Here is a 15,350-nt window from a genome sequence, read left to right as displayed (position 1 = left end):
GGGAGGGCGTATGCCCGAGCGTGGCCGAACCACGCGGGACGACACGAGTCCCGCGGGAGAGATACGGAAAGACAGCCCGCGCCCCACCCGTTCCCTCCGCCGTACCGGCCTCCTCGTCACCTTCACCCTCGGCGGGCTGACGGCGACGCCCCCGCTGGCGATGGACATGTACCTCCCGGCGCTCCCGGAGGTCACGACCTCCCTGCACGCCCCCGCCGCGAGCGTCCAGCTGACCCTCACCGCCTGCCTGGCGGGCATGGCCCTCGGGCAGCTCCTGATCGGCCCGATGAGCGACAGATGGGGCCGCAGACGCCCCCTGCTGGCGGGCCTCGCCCTGTACGTCGTGGCGACGGTCCTGTGTGGCATCGCCCCGTCCCTGGAGTTCCTGGTCGCCTTCAGGCTGGTCCAGGGTCTGGCCGGCTCGGCCGGGATAGTCATCGCCAGAGCGATGGTCCGGGACCTGTACGACGGCGAGGCCATGGCCCGCTTCTTCTCCACCCTCATGCTGATCTCAGGGGTCGCCCCGGTCGTCGCGCCGCTCATCGGCGGCCAGATCCTGCGCGTGACCGACTGGCGGGGCGTCTTCGCCGTCCTCACGGTGGTCGGGATCGCGCTGACGGTACTGGTCTGGTTCCGCCTCCCCGAGACCCTCGACCCCGCCGACCGCCACAGCGGCGGAGTCGGCGAGGCCCTGCGCTCGATGCGCACCCTCCTCGCCGACCGGGTCTTCACCGGCTACGTCCTGACGGGCGGCTTCGCCTTCGCGGCCCTGTTCGCGTACATCGCCGCGTCCCCCTTCGTGATCCAGGAGATCTACGGAGCCTCCCCGCAGATGTTCAGCCTGCTGTTCGGCGTCAACTCGGTCGGGCTGATGATCGTCGGGCAGATCAACGGCAAGGTCCTGATCGGCCGGGTGTCGATGGACACGGTGCTGGCGGTGGCTCTCGCGGTCATCACCCTCGCGGCGACGGCGCTCCTGCTGATGGCGACGGGAGTGTTCGGCGAGGCGGGCCTGTTCCCGGTGTCGGCGGCGCTCTTCGTCCTGATGTCGGTGATGGGCCTGGCGCTGCCCAACACCCAGACCCTCGCCCTGATGCGCACACACCACTCCGCGGGCGCCGCATCGGCCCTCCTGGGCACCACCTCCTTCCTGATCGGCGCCATCGCCTCCCCGCTCGTGGGCATCGCCGGGGACGACACCGCCGTCCCGATGGCGGTCGTCCAACTGGCGGCAGCGCTGGTGGCGGTCGGCTGTTTCGTGGGACTGTGCCGTCCTTGGAACAGACGTACGACCCTGGAGGGAGCGGAGAGCTGAGCGCCGCACCGCGACTGCGCGTCGACACCCCGGAACGGGCCGGCCTCGACCCCGAGGAGATGCGTCACCTCGTACGAGAGGTGCGCGCCCTCACGGCAGGACAGCGCCCGTGGGCACCGGCCGCGGTGGTGATCGTCGGGCGCGGCCCGGTGATCGCGGTGGAGGCGGCGGCGGGCTGGGCGGTGCGGTACGCGTCGTACGACGAGCGCACGGACACGGGAGTGGAACTCCCGGACGAAGCCAGGGTCCGGGCCGCCATCGACACCCCCTTCGACCTGGCCTCGCTGACGAAACTGTTCACGGCGGTGGCGGCGGTGCAGCAAATGGAGCGCGGCACCCTGGGCATGGACGCCCGGGTGGCGGCGTACCTGCCGGACTTCACGGCGGCGGCCCAACACGGCATCACCGTAAGGCAGTTGCTCACCCACACCTCGGGCCTGCGCCCCGAACTCCCGCTGTACGACTGCCCGGACGACCCGGCCCGCCGAGCGCTGCTGCGGTCGGAGGCACCGTCGTCCGCTCCCGGGGCGTACCTCTACTCCGACCTGAACATGCTCCTGCTCCAGTACGTCCTGGAGCGCATCACGGGCCGCACTCTGGATGTCCTGATCCACGAGGGCATCACCCGCCCCCTCGGTATGACGGCGACCGACTTCGGCCCGTGCCCCGACGCGGCGGCGACCGAGGACCAGCGCAGACCGTGGGCGAAGGCGGAACGGGGGATGGTGCGGGGCGAGGCCCACGACGAGAACGCGTGGGCCCTGGGCGGGGTGGCGGGCCACGCGGGCCTGTTCTCGACCGCCCCGGACCTGGCGGTCTTCTGCCGCTGCCTGCTGGCGGGCGGCGCGTACGGCCCGGCCCGCATCCTGGGCCCGGACTTCGTGGAACTCCTGCTGACCCCGCCGGGCCTCGGCTTCACGGTCGACCAGCCATGGTTCATGGGGGAGTTGGCGGGGAGCGGAGCGGCCGGCCACACCGGCTTCACGGGCACGTCCCTGGTCCTGGACCGGGCCACCGACACGTTCGCGGTGCTGCTCGCGAACGCGGTGCATCCGAGGCGGAGTTGGGGCCGCGTGGGGAACGGGCCCCGGGTGGCGGTGGGGGACCGGGTGGCTCGGGGGGTACGGGGGAGATGAGCGGGCGGGGGAGACGAGCGGGCGCCACGCTGCCCACGCTGCCGGTCAGGCAGGCCGCCGGGCGACGAACACGAACTCCCGCCCGGGCCGATCGGGTGCGTCGCGCACGCCCTTCACTTCATAGCCCTGGCGGAGCAACTCCGCCTCGACTTCTTTCCGTTCACGGAAACGCAGCGTCGAATCGGACGTCAGCACCTCGCCGTCCGAGGCGAACACGAAGGTCCAACGGAACGTCACCAGCGGCCCGTTGACCCCGACCAGCTCGACCCAGCTGTCCACCGCGCCGACGCCGGGGACCTCCGTCACGCGGTACGACGACTCACGGTTCCACTGCTCCCAGGCCCGCTTCGAAGGATCCCGGGTCTCGAAGACGAGGTGACCGCCGGGACGGAGGGCGGCGTAGACACCGCGCAGGGTCTGCCGCCAGTCCTGGGGGTCGCTGATCTCCTGGGCCGCGTTCGCGGTCATCGTCGCGAGGTCCACCTGAAGGGGCAGCAGGCCTGTCGCGTCGCCGTGGATCCAGCGGACCCGCTCACCGCCGGGCTTGGCACGGGCGACGTCGAGGGAGGCGACGGCCGGGTCGACGCCGGTCACCTCGATGCCCCGGTCCGCGAGCAGCAGCGCGAACACGCCGGTGCCGCAGCCGATGTCCAGGACACGGCGCGCGGCGAACTCCGTGGCGAGGGCGACGTACGCGTCGAGGTCGGAGCGGTCGGGGTCGAGGGGGTCGTAGATGGCGGCGAGGCGGGGGTGCTGGAACACTTCGTGAGCCATGGGGCGGACGCTATCCGTGCCGGATGCCTGGCCGCCCCTCGGTTTTGTCGGGGGTACGCGAGATCGGCGTACCTCCTGATCCCTCTTAGAATCACCCCGTGACCACCCCCGTTTCCCCCGCCGACGCCCTACGCGCCTCCCTCGCCGGTCTGCTCGCCGGTCTGCCGCCGAAGGCGGCCGCGCAGGCGGTCGAGCGGCTGATCGCCACGTACCGGGGGCGGACGCCGACCGATGCGCCCGTGCTGCGGGACCGTTCCGACGTGGCGGCGTACGCCGCCTACCGGATGCCGGCCACCTTCGAGGCGGTGTGCTCGGCCCTGGACGCCTTCGCCGAGGCCGCGCCCGGCTGGGCGCCCGGCAGTCATGTCGACGTCGGGGGCGGGACGGGGGCCGCGACGTGGGCCGTCAACGCTGTCTGGGAGGGGGCGCGGCCCGTCACTGTCCTGGACTGGGCCGAGCCCGCACTCGCTCTGGGGCGGGAGATCGCCGCCGCCAACCCGGAGCTGAAGGGCGCGGAGTGGCAGCGCTCTCGTATCGGAGCGGCGCTCAAGATCGAGAGCACTGATCTCGTCACGATCTCCTACGTCCTGGGCGAACTGACCGACGCCGACCGCACCTCCGTCGTCGACGAGGCCGCCGGCGCCGCCCAGGCCGTCGTCGTCATCGAACCCGGCACCCCCGACGGCTACCTCCGCGTCATCGAGGCCCGCGACCAGCTGGTGCGCGCCGGGTTCCACATCGCCGCCCCTTGCCCCCACAGCGAGGCCTGCCCCATCGTCCCCGGCGAGGACTGGTGCCACTTCTCCGCCCGGGTCAGCCGCTCCTCCCTCCACCGCAAGGTGAAGGGCGGCTCCCTGGCGTACGAGGACGAGAAGTTCAGCTACGTCGCCGCCACCCGCTTCCCGGTGACCCCGGCTCCCTCCCGCGTCGTACGCAGGCCACAGATCCGCAAGGGCCAGGTACTCCTGGAGCTGTGCGAGACGGAGCCCGCACTGCGCAGGGCGACGGTCACGAAGCGGCACGGTCTTCTCTACCGGGCGGCGCGGGACGCGGACTGGGGGGACGCTTGGCCGCCGGCGGAGGAGAGCGGGAGCTAGCGCTCGCTCGGGTTTCCTATGCAGTGCCCGGTTCGTCGAGGAAGCGAAGCAGTACGGCGGCCTCCTCGCGGAGTCGCGCGGCTCGGTCGGCGTGCGCGGGTGTGGTCAGCTGCGCGGCGGCCTCCAGTCGCTCGGCGGCCTCGGCGCGTACGACGTCCACCACGTTCCGCTCGCTCAACTCACGCCGTACTGCTTCGGTGGCGCCGGCACCGACCGGGGACTGCTCAAGGGCCACGCCGCGGAGCTCGGCCTCGCCCACGGGCACTGCCTCGGCGTTGTCCAGGGCGCCAAGTGTCGCGCGCAGGGCGCTCACCGCGGCCTTGTCCCGGGCGCGCATCGCTTCCGGCAGTGCTTGACGCATACGAAGACGTAATGACATGCCGGTGACCTTATGGCGGCACCCTTGGACCCCACAACGCGGTATGTGTGTGCGGCTGTTGGGGCTTTCGGCCACGGCTTACCCGGCGTCGTCCATGACCACGGCCATCTCGGTCGGAGCGAAAGGCGAGAGGAACCCCAACTTCCCGCGCCTATAGGGCTGTTAACCTGCGCGCATGTCAGACCTGGGGCCCGTCGACTGGCCGCCCGCGCCGATCAGAACCGAGAGGCTCGTGCTCCGTGAGCCCGAGGCCCGGGACCGGGCGGCGTTCATCGAGCTGTTGGCGTCGCCGGAGGTGCACACCTACCTCGGTGGCCCCCGGCCGCGTGACGAGCTCGAGCGCGAGATGCCCGGGGTGCCCGAGCGGTGGCCCGGGAGTTTCGTCGTCGATCTCGACGGGGCGATGATCGGCCAGATCCTGCTCAGGAGAGCGACGGGGCACCGCCGCCCGGCTGCCGCGGGGAAGGCTGACCTCGGCTACCTGTTCCTGCCGCGGGCGTGGGGATCCGGGTACGCCGCCGAGGCGTGCGCGGCGGCACTCGACTGGTTCGACGGCGTCCTTCCCGGCGAGCCGGTGGTGCTCACCACCCAGAGCGCCAACGTCGGCTCGATGCGCCTCGCGGCAAAGCTGGGGTTCACCGAGGTGGAGCGGTTCGAGGCCTGGGACGCCGAGCAGTGGCTCGGTGTGCGGTCCCCGGTCATGCCGTCCGCCTGAGCCCGAGCCCGAGGCCGCCAGGTCGGACAGCCCGAGGGCGGGATTCCCTCGGGCTGCTCGCTGGTGGGGAGGAAGCACAGCGGGGCTTTCGATCGCGCCGCTCGGCCGTCCGCACGGCTGCCTACGAACCCGCCGCCTGATCCGCCTGATCCGCCTGATCCGACTCGTCCGTCGGATCGGGCGCGGCCACCGTGATTTCCTCCTGCGCGCCCTCTTCCTCTGCGCGCTTCTCCTGGAGCTTGCGTACCAGCTCGCGCTTCTGGGCCTGCGGGTCCGCCCCGCCGCCCGTCTGCTTGCCCCGGCCGCCGCCGCGCAGGGCGTTCTTGCCCAGGTTGCTGCGGGTGCCGCCTACGCCGAGCATGTTTCCGCCACCTCGTGCCATGGTCCGTCTCCTCAGTCTCTGACGATACGTATCGTCTCGTTGTGTGCGTCTTCACCCTGCGGCGAGACGTTCCGTCTTGTCAACCTGATAAATTGCCGACATGGTCCAGAAGTCCACGCCCGCCAGGTCCGACACCCCTCCCAAAGCCGCCCCCGACTCCACCCGTCGCAGCGAGAAGTCCCGTCGCGCCATCTATGAAGCCGCCCTCGCCCTCGTCGGTGAGGTCGGGTACCAGAAGGTGACCATCGAGGGCATCGCCGCCCGGGCCGGCGTCGGGAAGCAGACTATCTACCGGTGGTGGTCCTCCAAGGCCGACGTGGTCATGGAGGCCTTCGTCGACAGGAGCGAGCAGGCCGCCGAGGCCGTTCCGCCCGGGCAGGAGTACGCCATCCCGGACACTGGCGACCTCGCCGCCGACCTCAAGTTCGTCCTGCGTGCCACCGTCGACGAGCTTCTCGATCCCGCGTTCGAGGCTCCATACCGCGGCCTCGCCGCCGAAGGCCTCGTCAACGAGGAACTCGGCCGCAGATACGTCGCCAAGCTGCTCGAACCCTCGCTTCAGCTCTACGTCCAGCGGCTGCGCGCCGCCCAGGACGCCGGGCAGGTGCGAGCGGACATCGATCCCCGTATCGCCCTCGAACTCTTCGTCTCCCCGCTCGCCCAGCGCTGGCTCCAGTACGCCGGGCCGATCTCGTACGAGTACACGGACACCCTCGTCGACTACGCCCTCCACGGGATCGCCTCACCTGGCGGCAATCAGCGGTAGAACGGCCGAAAACAGTGGTTACTAAATCCTGCTAATCAACCGGAAAACGGTCGATCCCCCTCCCTGTGCACCTCGTCCCACCTACCCCGGATGTGGGCTCCGGCCCCCTACGGCGCAGGATGGTGGGACCATGGAGCAGGCTGTCCGCACAACAGCAGCGAGGCGAGGCGATACATGAGCGCGGAGTTCGGCGGTCGTACGACGGGCCGGCAGGGCAGGATCTCCCAGTGGCTGCGCGGTCGCCGCGCGAGCGCCCGGGAGGAAGCCCTCGGGGTCGAGGCCGGCCGCCGTGAGGAACTGCTGCTCGCCACCGCCCGTGCCGGACTGCCCCTCGCGCCCGCCGCGCACCCCTCCGCCTACCGGTGCTCCTGCGACCGCGTCGGCTGTCCCACGCCCGCCCGGCACCCCATCTCCTTCGCCTGGCACACGCAGTCCACCACCGACCGCGCCCAGATCGAGCGATGGGCCCGGCATCAGCCGCAGGCCAACTTCATTACCGCGACCGGCATAGTCCACGACGTCCTCGACGTCCCCCTCGAAGCGGGGCGCGAGGCGCTGGAGCGGCTGCTCGGGGCCGGTATCGAGGTCGGACCCGTCGCCGAGAGCGACGACGGACGGCTGCTGTTCTTCACCCTCACGCGCGGCACCCCCGACGACGAGGACGAGTGGTGGCCCTGCGAGCTGGACTGCCACCCGGAGACGATGGACGAGCATCCCGGGCTGCGCTGGCACTGCCGGGGGTCCTACGTCCTCGTACCGCCGGCCCGGCTGCCCAATGACCAGGCCGTGTACTGGGTACGCGGGCCGGAGCACGCCCTGCCCGACCCGCTCAGTCTGCTCGAAGTCCTCACCGACGCCTGCGCCCGGTACGCCGGCGAGGAGCCCGACCACGCCGCCGCGGCCTGGCCCCACCGCAATTGAGCGCTCCGCGGGATGAGCGGTTCGTTCGCTGCGGGCCGGTGGGGCTGGTCGCGCCCCGCGGCGGAGCCGCAGATCGACACAGCCCCGCGCCCCTTAAGGGCGCGGTTCCGCACCCGACTTCCCCGAGGCCGCTTATGGCCAGTCCGGTAGTTACTCGCCTTGCGCCGCCGTCAGGCCCTGGATACGGCTCAGGAACTGCACGCCCTGGTTCGCGGCGCCCTTGCCCGGGTCCAGTACCGCCTGGTTCGACACGAACTCCAGGGTCAGTGACTGCTTGATCTCGCCCGTCGTCAGCGCCAGCACGCTGTCGCCCGGCGCCGGGATCGACGTGCCCTGGGCGGCCGTCTGCTTCTCGTAGTGGTGCGTGGCGAAGAAGACCAGCGCGCCGCCGTCCGTCGTCCGCAGGCCCAGCGGGGCGAACTCGCCCTTGGTGAGCGGCTCGTCGATGAACTGGGTGACGAGTCCGGGCTTGATGGCGCTCTTCTGACGCTGCGTCACCCAGCCGCTCGTGTGCACACCGGGCGCGAAGACAGCGCCGCTGCCGCTCTTCAGGTACGTCGCGTAGTCCGCGCTCAAGTCCTCGGGCGCGACGGCCAGTTCGGCCGAGTTCGCCGCCACCGGCTCCGCCCAGCCGTCGTTGTCCGTCCTGAACCGCGGTACGTCGTCCGGGTCGAGAAGCGTCAGATAGGCGACCGCCCACGGCTCGACCACGTTGCTGCGCGTGAACACCAGCAGCCAGCGCGCCTCGTTGCCCTTGTTGGCGTCGGCGTCCGCGACGAACCAGCGCGGCCAGCCCGCCTTCTTGGGGATCGCGAACCGGGCGTCCGTCAGCTCCAGCGGTACGTACGACGGGTTGCCGGCCGGGCTGATCTCGCGACCGGCGTCCAGTCGGGCCGCGTCGATCGCGCCGAGGGCGCCGGTGACATGGTCGGCGTCCAGAGAACGGTCGTACGCCTTGTCCGCCTTGTTGTACGCCGTCGTGAAGTCCTTCAGCGCCTCGGACGCCTCCGCCCGGGTCGCCGCCGGGATCACCTCGCGCTCGCCGTGCACCACGACACAGCCGCTCGCCGACAGCGACAACACGGTCACCGAGGCCACCGCGAGAGCGCTCCGGCCAAGAAGACCTCGTGGCGTTCGCGGCCTACGAGGCGTTTGTGGACTTCGAGGGCTGCGACCCCTGCTCACCCTGCTCATCAGCTGGCTTCACCTTCCCCTTCCCGGAGGCGAACCCTACCGGGGCGAGGAACAGTGCGAGCGTCGGGATCAAGTAGAGCGCCCACACCGTGACCTGGAGGACGGTCGGGTCCGGCTGGAAGTTGAGAACGCCCTTGAGGAGCGTGCCGTACCAGCTGTCCGGCGGGATCGTCTCGCTGATGTCGAAGGCCTTGTTGGTCAGGCCGGGCACGATGTCGGCCTCCTGGAGGTCGTGGAAGCCGTACGCGAGGACGCCCGCCGCGACCACGACCAGCATGCCGCCGGTCCAGGTGAAGAACCGGGACAGGTTGATGCGCAGGGCGCCCCGGTAGAAGAGGTAGCCGAGCACGACCGCCGTCGCGATGCCCAACAGCACGCCGATCAGGGGCCCTTGGGTGCCGTCGCCGGACGCCCGCACCGACGTCCACACGAACAGCGCGGTCTCCAGGCCCTCCCGGCCCACCGCCAGGAACGCGGTCGCGACCAGCGCGCCCGTGCCCATCTGGAGGGCGGCGTCCAGCTTGCCGTGCAGGTCCGCCTTCAGGTGCCGGGCGGTGCGCCGCATCCAGAAGACCATCCACGTCACCAGACACACGGCGACGATCGACAGCGAGCCGCCGAGCGCCTCCTGCGCCTCGAACGTCAGCTCCTGGGAGCCGAATTCGAGCGCGCAGCCGAAGGCGAGGGCCAGCGTGATGGCCACCCCGATGCCGATCCAGATCGGCTTCAGGGCGTCCCGGCGGTCCGTCTTCACCAGATAGGCGATGAGGATGCAGACGACGAGACTGGCTTCCAGCCCCTCGCGCAGACCGATCAGATAGTTCGCGAACACGGCTAGGCCCCCTCGGAGAACAACGCGCGGCCCCACCAGTCGTCCTTGTCCCGGACACCCGGAGGAACCGCGAAGACGGCCGAACCCACATGCTGGATGTACTCGTTGAGCGCGTCCGTGCGCGCCAGGGTGCGCTGGACAGGGATGAAGCCGGTCCGCACGTCCCGCTGGTAGGCGAGGAAGAACAGGCCCGCCTCAAGCCGGCCCAGCCCGTCCGTGCCGTCCGTGAAGGAGTAGCCGCGACGCAGGAGCGTCGCCCCGTGGTTGGAGTCGGGGTGCGCGAGCCGGACGTGCGCGTCGGGCAACATGGCCTTCAGGAACGGCTCGTCGCGCTCCTTCGCCTTGCCGACCGGGGCACCCTCGCCCTTGTCGCGCCCGATGATGTCCTCCTGCTCCTGCAACGACGTCCGGTCCCAGGGCTCGATGTGCATCCGGATGCGCCGGGCGACGAGATACGAACCCCCGTCCATCCAGGCCGAGTTGTTGTCGGTGTCCGCGCCGTCCACCCACACGAACTTCTTCAGCCGGGCCGTCTCGGTGCCCGCGATGTTGCGGGTGCCGTCCTTGAAGCCCAGCAGGTTGCGCGGGGTCTGCGCCTCGGGCGTCGTCGACGAGGTCTTGCCGAAGCCGAGCTGCGACCAGCGCACCGAGACCTTGCCGAAGCCGATCCGGGCCAGGTTGCGGACGGCGTGCACCGCGACCTGCGGATCGTCCGAGCACGCCTGTATGCACACATCGCCGCCGCTGCGGTTCTTGTCGAGGTTGTCGCCGGGGAACTGCGGCAGGTCGACGAGCGCCTCGGGCCGCCGGTCCGCCAGCCCGAGCTTCTCGAACAGGCCGGGCCCGAACCCGATCGTCAGCGTCAGCCGCGACGGCTTCAGCCCCAGCGCCTCACCGGTGTCGTCCGGCGGCGCCTCGGCCAGACCGCCGTACGCGCCCTCACCGACCGCCTGCCCGGCCGTCATCCGCCGGGCCGCCGCCGTCCAGTCCTTGAGCATCTGTACGAACTCGGCGCGGTCGTCCGTCTCCAGGTCGAACGCGGCGAAGTGCAGCCTGTCCTGCACCGGCGTCGCGATCCCCGCCTGGTGCCCGCCGTGGAAGTCGACGGCCCCGCCCGCCTCGGCGGCGACCGTCTGTACGTCGTCGCCGGCGCGCGTCATCGCCACCCCGCCCCCGGCCGTGGCGGCCCCGAGCGCGAGCCCGGCCCCGCCCCAGCCGATCAGCGCCCGCCGCGAGGTACCGCCGGCGGTACCGTCTGTGGTTTCTGGTATCTCCGTCATGACAGTGAATCCCCCGCTTACTTCACGACGGCGGCGGCGAGCTTGGACAGCGGCTCGGCGAGCGCGTTCACCGCGTCCGAGAGCTGCTTGCGATCGGCCTCGCCGACCTTGTCGTACGAGGTGAAGTCGTACGAGTTCTTGTCCGCGCGGTACTTGTCGAGCAGCGTGTTCAGGGCAGCGAACTGCTTGTCCAGCTCCGTGACCAGCGCCGCGTCGTTCTCCTTCGCGACCGGCTTCAGCAGCTCGTACGCGTCCTGGGCGCCCTCGACGTTGGCCTTGAAGTCGACGAGGTCGGTGTGCGAGTAGCGCTCCTCCTCGCCGGTGACCTTGCCGGTGGCGACCTCGTCGAGCAGCTCCTTGGCGCCGTTCGCCATCGAGGTCGGGGTGATCTCCGCCTTGCCGACCCGCTTCTGCCAGTCCTTCAGGTCGGTGATCAGCTGGTCGGCGAGGGTCTTGTCCTCGGCGGTGAGCTTCTTGTCCTCCCAGAGGGACTTCTCCAACCGGTGCCAGCCGGTGAACTCCTGGCCGGCCTCCAGACCGTCCGCGCGGACGTCGACCTTCGGGTCGATGTCACCGAAGGACTCGGCGACCGGCTCGGTGCGCTCCCAGCCGATACGGGAGGGCGCGTACGCCTTCTTCGCGGCTTCGATGTCGCCGTCCTTGACCGCCTTGGCGAAGACCTCGGCGAGCGGCAGCGTCGCGTCGGCCTGCTCCTGCGCGTACTTGCGGTAGGCGGCGACGGCCGCGTCCAGACGCGGGTCGCGCTTGGCGACCTTGCCGCCGGTGGCCTTGACGGCCTGGCGGATGCCGTCGCCCTTCATGCCGGGCTTGCAGGCGATCGTGTAGTCGCCGGCCTTCACCTCGGCGGTGACCTTCTGCTTGGTGCCGGGGCCGATGTTCTCGCGCTCGGTGACGATCCGGTCGTCCGGGAAGAGGACGTAGACCTCGGTGACCTTGGAGCCCTTGTTCTCGATGTCGAGCTCGATGTGCCCGGCCGGGAACTCCTTCTTCGACACCTCGCACTTGTCGTCCGTCGCGGTGACGCTGATGACGCCTTCGCCGCCGCTCCCGGAGCTGCCCTTCTCCGTGCACCCCGTGACGGCGGCCAGGGCCGCTGCGGTGGCGGCGGCGGTGACGACGGAGAGTCTGACGGCTCGCATGCGGGCTCCTGAGGGATCGCCAGTGGCGAAAAATCGACGTGTCCAGGCTCACACAGGTGTGGTGAGGCGGCCCTAACTTACCTAAGGCTTGCCTCAGTAATACCCGGACAATCGGTGATTCACCTCTCATCGACGCTGTATGGGCACGCTCCGATCACGGCGACCTAAAGGTGACTTAAATTGCACGCCACGCACGGGTAATGCACAGGCATGGTGCGGCTCAAGAGCCCCGCACGGGCGAGATCAGGACAGCTCCGGTGCGCGGATGCGGAAACACCTCGATGGGCTGCCGATAGACCTCCGACAGCAACCGCTCGTCGAAGATCGTGGCGGGCGGCCCGTCCGCCACCACCCGCCCGGCGCTCAGGATCGCCACCCGGTGGGCGTAGGCCGCCGCGAGCCCCAGATCGTGCAGGACGACCACCACCGCGTCCCCGGCCCGCGCCCGCTCCCGGCACACCCGCAGCACCAGCTCCTGGTGACGCAGGTCCAGCGCGGCGGTCGGCTCGTCGAGCAGCAGCAGCGGTGCCCGCTGGGCGAGCACCCGGGCCAGCGCCACCCGGGCCCGCTCACCGCCGCTGAGCGCCGAGAACGGCCGTACGGCGAACCCGGCCACCTCGGCGGCCCTCATCGCCCCGGCCACCGCCAGGTCGTCGTCGTCCTCCCGCTCGGTACCGGCCCAGGGCGCCCGGCCCATCCGTACGACCTCCTCGACCGCGAACGGGAAGGAGAGCGACGCGGCCTGCGGCAACACCGCCCGGCGCAGCGCGAGCTCGGCCGCGGGCCACTCGGCGGCGGGCCGGCCATGAATCCGTACGACCCCTGCGGCGGCCGGGAGATCGGCGGCCAGCGCCCCCAACAGGGTCGACTTCCCGGCCCCGTTGGGCCCGACGAGCGCAAGCACCTCCCCGGCCCGGGCGATCACATCGACACCGGCCAGCACCTCCCGCGAACCAAGGCGAACATGAAGCCCTTCGGCTTCGGCGAGAACGTCTCCCGGTTCGGAAGCGGGCGGAGGTGTCGGACGGGGACGCAGAAGTCTCATGGGGAGGATCCTTGGGGGCGAAGTGGAAACAGAGGGCACGTAGACCCACCTAGGGGCGCGGGGAACTGCGCGACCAGCCCCCACGCACCCGCAGACAACACACAACCCTCAGGCCCACCCCCCTTGCCGCCGCCGAGTCCTCCGCAGCAGCCAGAAGAAGAACGGGCTGCCCAGCAAGGCGGTAAGAACACCCAGCGGCAACTCCGCCGGCGCGGCAACCGTCCGCGCCGCCAGATCCGCCGCGAGCAACACCACCGCCCCACCCAGCGCACTCCCCGGCACGAGGAACCGATGCCCCGGCCCCGCCGCCATCCGCAGCAGATGGGGGATGACCAGGCCGACGAAGCCGATGATCCCCGACACACCGACCGCCGCCGCCGTGAGCAGCGAGATCACCAGAATCAGTACAACCCGCATGCGTTCCACGTCGACGCCCAGGTGCCGGGCAGGACGCTCGCCGAGGGACAGGAGGTCCAGGCGGCGGGTGTAGAGGGGAGCGATCAGCAGACCCACTGCTGCGAAGGGCACGACCGCCAGCACCTTGGACCAGGTGGCCTGGGCGAGGGAGCCGAGCTGCCAGAAGGTGATCTGGTTGACCGCCGCCGTGTCCGCGAAGAACAGGAAGAGACCGATCAGCGCGCCCGCGAAGGCGTTCACGGCGATGCCGGTGAGGATCAGCGTCACGACCTCCGTACGGCCGCCGGAGCGCGACATCGAGTACACCAGCAGGACCGTGGCGAGCCCCGTGACGAAGGCGATGGCCGGGATCGTCACCGTACCGAGGAAGGTGAGGCCGAGCGAGATCGCGCCCACCGCCCCGACCGCCGCGCCCGAGGAGACGCCGATGATGCTCGGCTCGGCGAGCGGATTGCTGAACATGCCCTGCATCAGCGCCCCCGCACAGCCCAGCGAGGCCCCGACGAGCAGCGCGAGCACGATGCGCGGGAAGCGGACGTTCCACAGGACGGACTCGGGGACGCGCTCCAACTCGGTGCCGCCGAGGCCGATCCGGTGGAGTACCGAGCCCAACACGTCACCGGTGGGGATGGGATAGGCGCCCAGCCCGGCGGCGACCGGGACGAGGACGAGCAGGGCGACGACCAGTCCGGCGGTCAGCAGCCACGTACGACCGCGCCCTTTGCGTACGGACGACGCCTCCTCCGTGGCTTCAACCACCTTGTCCAGCAAGGTCATCGAGCATCCCCGTCGCCGCTTCCGCCGCTTCCGCTGTCGCCGTACAACTGCTCGACGATCGACTTCAGTACCTGGTCCGTTCGCGGCCCGTAGTTGAGGAGTACGCCGTCCTCGATCGAGACGACCCGGCGTTCCATCCCGGCCGGGGTCTGTGCGACGCCGGGGATCTCGACCATGCCGTCGATGCCGCCGACGGAAGCAAGTCCCTTGGTCATGACGAGGATCGCGTCGGGCGCGGCCTGGGCGAGCGCCTCGGTGGTGATGGCGGTGAAGTCCTTCTCCAGCCCCGACTCCGCGCCCGCGTCGACGGCCCCGGCGGCCTCCAGCAGCGAGGTGGCGCCCGAGTCCTTGCCGCCGATGAGATAGACGGAGGCCGAGCCGCGCAGATAGAGGAAGGCGACGCGAGGGCTCTCGCTCTGCTGCGGAATCTCCTTGCGCACGGAGGCGATCCGGTCCTCGGAGCGCTTCGTCAGCTCCTTCCCGGCGGACGGTACGCCGAGCGCGACGGCGACCGCCTGGATGCGCGGGCCGACGTCGCCGAGGTCCTTCGCCGGGTCGATCACGAGGACCGGGACGCCGGCGTCGCGGATCTGGCCGATGGCCTCCTCGGGCCCGGTCGTCGTCTCGGCGATGACCAGGTCGGGCTTGAGGGAGAGCACGCTCTCGGCGGAGACGTCGTGGTTGCGGGTGACGATCGGCAGCTTCTCCGCCTGCGCGAAGGTCGCGGTGATGTCCCGGGCGACGACCCGGTCACCGAGCCCGAGCGTGAACACGATCTCGCTGAGGCTGCCGGAGAGCGGCACGATCCGCTCGGCGGCCTCGACCGTCACCTCGGCGCCGTCGGACGACCGTACGGTGACCGGGAGTCGGGGCTCGGCAGGGTTCGCGAGAGGTTCGACGCGATCCGCGGCGGCGGTGGCCGTGGCCCCTGCCCGGGCCTGGTCCTGGTCCCGGGTCTGGGATGTCCCGTCCGCGGTGCTGCAGCCGGTCGCCGCAGCCGTGAGAGCGAGTACGGACAACAGCGCACCCGCCAGCCGGATGCGCGCCGGCCGTATGCACACCGCACTGTCCGGTCCGCCCGGTCGGCCCGGCCCGCCACGCCCTCGCACTCTCGCCATTTTCTCTCCGTCCCCTTCCGCCACTCTTAGGTTTAGCTTAGG

16 protein-coding genes are annotated in these 15,350 nt (G+C 70.9%); 6 read left to right on the top strand and 10 right to left on the bottom strand.

Annotation, left to right across the window (positions count from 1 at the left end; genetic code table 11):
* The first annotated feature begins 10 nt into the window (after positions 1-10).
* Both ACH4TV_RS02290 and ACH4TV_RS02285 read left to right on the top strand, forming a co-directional pair.
* Positions 11-1,315, top strand: a complete 1,305-nt coding sequence (locus tag ACH4TV_RS02290) for a multidrug effflux MFS transporter (protein ID WP_398393345.1) — start codon at positions 11-13, stop codon at positions 1,313-1,315.
* The gene (locus tag ACH4TV_RS02285) at positions 1,267-2,451 is read left to right on the top strand and encodes a serine hydrolase domain-containing protein (protein WP_398393343.1); all 1,185 of its coding nucleotides are present in this window, start codon (positions 1,267-1,269) and stop codon (positions 2,449-2,451) included. Before ACH4TV_RS02290 ends, ACH4TV_RS02285 begins: the two co-directional genes overlap by 49 nt.
* A 45-nt stretch (positions 2,452-2,496) precedes the next feature.
* On the opposite strand, the gene ACH4TV_RS02280 is transcribed toward ACH4TV_RS02285, so the two are convergent.
* Positions 2,497-3,225, bottom strand: a complete 729-nt coding sequence (locus tag ACH4TV_RS02280) for a class I SAM-dependent methyltransferase (protein WP_398393341.1) — start codon at positions 3,223-3,225, stop codon at positions 2,497-2,499.
* A gap of 98 nt (positions 3,226-3,323) precedes the next feature.
* Between ACH4TV_RS02280 and ACH4TV_RS02275 the strand changes: the two genes are divergently transcribed.
* Positions 3,324-4,322 (top strand): small ribosomal subunit Rsm22 family protein, encoded by a 999-nt coding sequence (locus tag ACH4TV_RS02275; protein WP_398393339.1) that lies wholly within the window; start codon positions 3,324-3,326, stop codon positions 4,320-4,322.
* A 16-nt stretch (positions 4,323-4,338) separates the two neighbouring features.
* On the opposite strand, the gene ACH4TV_RS02270 is transcribed toward ACH4TV_RS02275, so the two are convergent.
* Positions 4,339-4,659: a hypothetical protein gene (locus ACH4TV_RS02270; protein ID WP_398395309.1), complete on the bottom strand. Its 321-nt coding sequence runs from the start codon at positions 4,657-4,659 to the stop codon at positions 4,339-4,341.
* 217 nt (positions 4,660-4,876) lie between these two features.
* Between ACH4TV_RS02270 and ACH4TV_RS02265 the strand changes: the two genes are divergently transcribed.
* Positions 4,877-5,416 carry a GNAT family N-acetyltransferase gene (locus tag ACH4TV_RS02265; RefSeq protein ID WP_398393337.1) on the top strand — a complete coding sequence of 180 codons (540 nt, stop codon included), beginning with the start codon at positions 4,877-4,879 and terminating at the stop codon, positions 5,414-5,416.
* Positions 5,417-5,537: 121 nt separating this feature from the next.
* Here the strand turns inward: ACH4TV_RS02265 and ACH4TV_RS02260 are convergent, their stop codons facing one another.
* Positions 5,538-5,798, bottom strand: a complete 261-nt coding sequence (locus ACH4TV_RS02260) for a DUF6243 family protein (protein ID WP_398393336.1) — start codon at positions 5,796-5,798, stop codon at positions 5,538-5,540.
* Between the two features lie 100 nt (positions 5,799-5,898).
* Here ACH4TV_RS02260 and ACH4TV_RS02255 point away from each other — a divergent pair, with 100 nt between their 5' ends.
* Positions 5,899-6,564 (top strand): TetR/AcrR family transcriptional regulator, encoded by a 666-nt coding sequence (locus ACH4TV_RS02255; protein ID WP_398393334.1) that lies wholly within the window; start codon positions 5,899-5,901, stop codon positions 6,562-6,564.
* Positions 6,565-6,738: 174 nt separating this feature from the next.
* Complete coding sequence (locus ACH4TV_RS02250; protein WP_398393332.1) at positions 6,739-7,485, top strand: bifunctional DNA primase/polymerase; 747 nt, start codon at positions 6,739-6,741, stop codon at positions 7,483-7,485.
* Between the two features lie 150 nt (positions 7,486-7,635).
* Here the strand turns inward: ACH4TV_RS02250 and ACH4TV_RS02245 are convergent, their stop codons facing one another.
* From ACH4TV_RS02245 to ACH4TV_RS02215, 7 genes are all read right to left on the bottom strand, one after another.
* On the bottom strand, positions 7,636-8,679 hold the full coding sequence (locus ACH4TV_RS02245; protein WP_398393330.1) for a hypothetical protein: 1,044 nt from the start codon (positions 8,677-8,679) through the stop codon (positions 7,636-7,638).
* Positions 8,627-9,511 (bottom strand): iron uptake transporter permease EfeU, encoded by an 885-nt coding sequence (efeU, locus tag ACH4TV_RS02240; protein ID WP_398393328.1) that lies wholly within the window; start codon positions 9,509-9,511, stop codon positions 8,627-8,629. Before efeU ends, ACH4TV_RS02245 begins: the two co-directional genes overlap by 53 nt.
* A 2-nt stretch (positions 9,512-9,513) precedes the next feature.
* On the bottom strand, positions 9,514-10,791 hold the full coding sequence (gene efeB / locus ACH4TV_RS02235) for an iron uptake transporter deferrochelatase/peroxidase subunit (RefSeq protein ID WP_398393327.1): 1,278 nt from the start codon (positions 10,789-10,791) through the stop codon (positions 9,514-9,516).
* Positions 10,792-10,808: 17 nt separating this feature from the next.
* Positions 10,809-11,951, bottom strand: a complete 1,143-nt coding sequence (efeO, locus tag ACH4TV_RS02230) for an iron uptake system protein EfeO (RefSeq protein WP_398393325.1) — start codon at positions 11,949-11,951, stop codon at positions 10,809-10,811.
* A 220-nt stretch (positions 11,952-12,171) separates the two neighbouring features.
* Positions 12,172-12,996: a heme ABC transporter ATP-binding protein gene (locus ACH4TV_RS02225; protein WP_398393323.1), complete on the bottom strand. Its 825-nt coding sequence runs from the start codon at positions 12,994-12,996 to the stop codon at positions 12,172-12,174.
* A gap of 108 nt (positions 12,997-13,104) precedes the next feature.
* Complete coding sequence (locus ACH4TV_RS02220; protein ID WP_398393321.1) at positions 13,105-14,190, bottom strand: FecCD family ABC transporter permease; 1,086 nt, start codon at positions 14,188-14,190, stop codon at positions 13,105-13,107.
* The gene (locus ACH4TV_RS02215) at positions 14,187-15,308 is read right to left on the bottom strand and encodes a hemin ABC transporter substrate-binding protein (RefSeq protein WP_398393319.1); all 1,122 of its coding nucleotides are present in this window, start codon (positions 15,306-15,308) and stop codon (positions 14,187-14,189) included. Before ACH4TV_RS02215 ends, ACH4TV_RS02220 begins: the two co-directional genes overlap by 4 nt.
* Positions 15,309-15,350: the final 42 nt, after the last annotated feature.

Source organism: Streptomyces sp. NPDC020898, assembly GCF_044333925.1.
Taxonomy (GTDB): Bacteria; Actinomycetota; Actinomycetes; order Streptomycetales; family Streptomycetaceae; genus Streptomyces.
The sequence above is the reverse complement of the archived record's forward strand: the minus strand, read 5'-3'. Positions and strand labels throughout refer to the sequence as shown.

Bases quoted from the DNA above. Each gene is read 5' to 3' on its own strand.
- ACH4TV_RS02290 (WP_398393345.1), top strand. From the start codon at position 11: ATGCCCGAGCGTGGCCGAACCACGCGGGACGACACGAGTCCCGCGGGA.
- ACH4TV_RS02280 (WP_398393341.1), bottom strand. From the start codon at position 3,225: ATGGCTCACGAAGTGTTCCAGCACCCCCGCCTCGCCGCCATCTACGAC.
- ACH4TV_RS02270 (WP_398395309.1), bottom strand. From the start codon at position 4,659: ATGCGCGCCCGGGACAAGGCCGCGGTGAGCGCCCTGCGCGCGACACTT.
- ACH4TV_RS02265 (WP_398393337.1), top strand. From the start codon at position 4,877: ATGTCAGACCTGGGGCCCGTCGACTGGCCGCCCGCGCCGATCAGAACC.
- ACH4TV_RS02260 (WP_398393336.1), bottom strand. From the start codon at position 5,798: ATGGCACGAGGTGGCGGAAACATGCTCGGCGTAGGCGGCACCCGCAGC.
- ACH4TV_RS02255 (WP_398393334.1), top strand. From the start codon at position 5,899: ATGGTCCAGAAGTCCACGCCCGCCAGGTCCGACACCCCTCCCAAAGCC.
- ACH4TV_RS02250 (WP_398393332.1), top strand. From the start codon at position 6,739: ATGAGCGCGGAGTTCGGCGGTCGTACGACGGGCCGGCAGGGCAGGATC.
- ACH4TV_RS02245 (WP_398393330.1), bottom strand. From the start codon at position 8,679: ATGAGCAGGGTGAGCAGGGGTCGCAGCCCTCGAAGTCCACAAACGCCT.
- efeB (WP_398393327.1), bottom strand. From the start codon at position 10,791: ATGACGGAGATACCAGAAACCACAGACGGTACCGCCGGCGGTACCTCG.
- efeO (WP_398393325.1), bottom strand. From the start codon at position 11,951: ATGCGAGCCGTCAGACTCTCCGTCGTCACCGCCGCCGCCACCGCAGCG.
- ACH4TV_RS02225 (WP_398393323.1), bottom strand. From the start codon at position 12,996: ATGAGACTTCTGCGTCCCCGTCCGACACCTCCGCCCGCTTCCGAACCG.
- ACH4TV_RS02220 (WP_398393321.1), bottom strand. From the start codon at position 14,190: ATGACCTTGCTGGACAAGGTGGTTGAAGCCACGGAGGAGGCGTCGTCC.
- ACH4TV_RS02215 (WP_398393319.1), bottom strand. From the start codon at position 15,308: ATGGCGAGAGTGCGAGGGCGTGGCGGGCCGGGCCGACCGGGCGGACCG.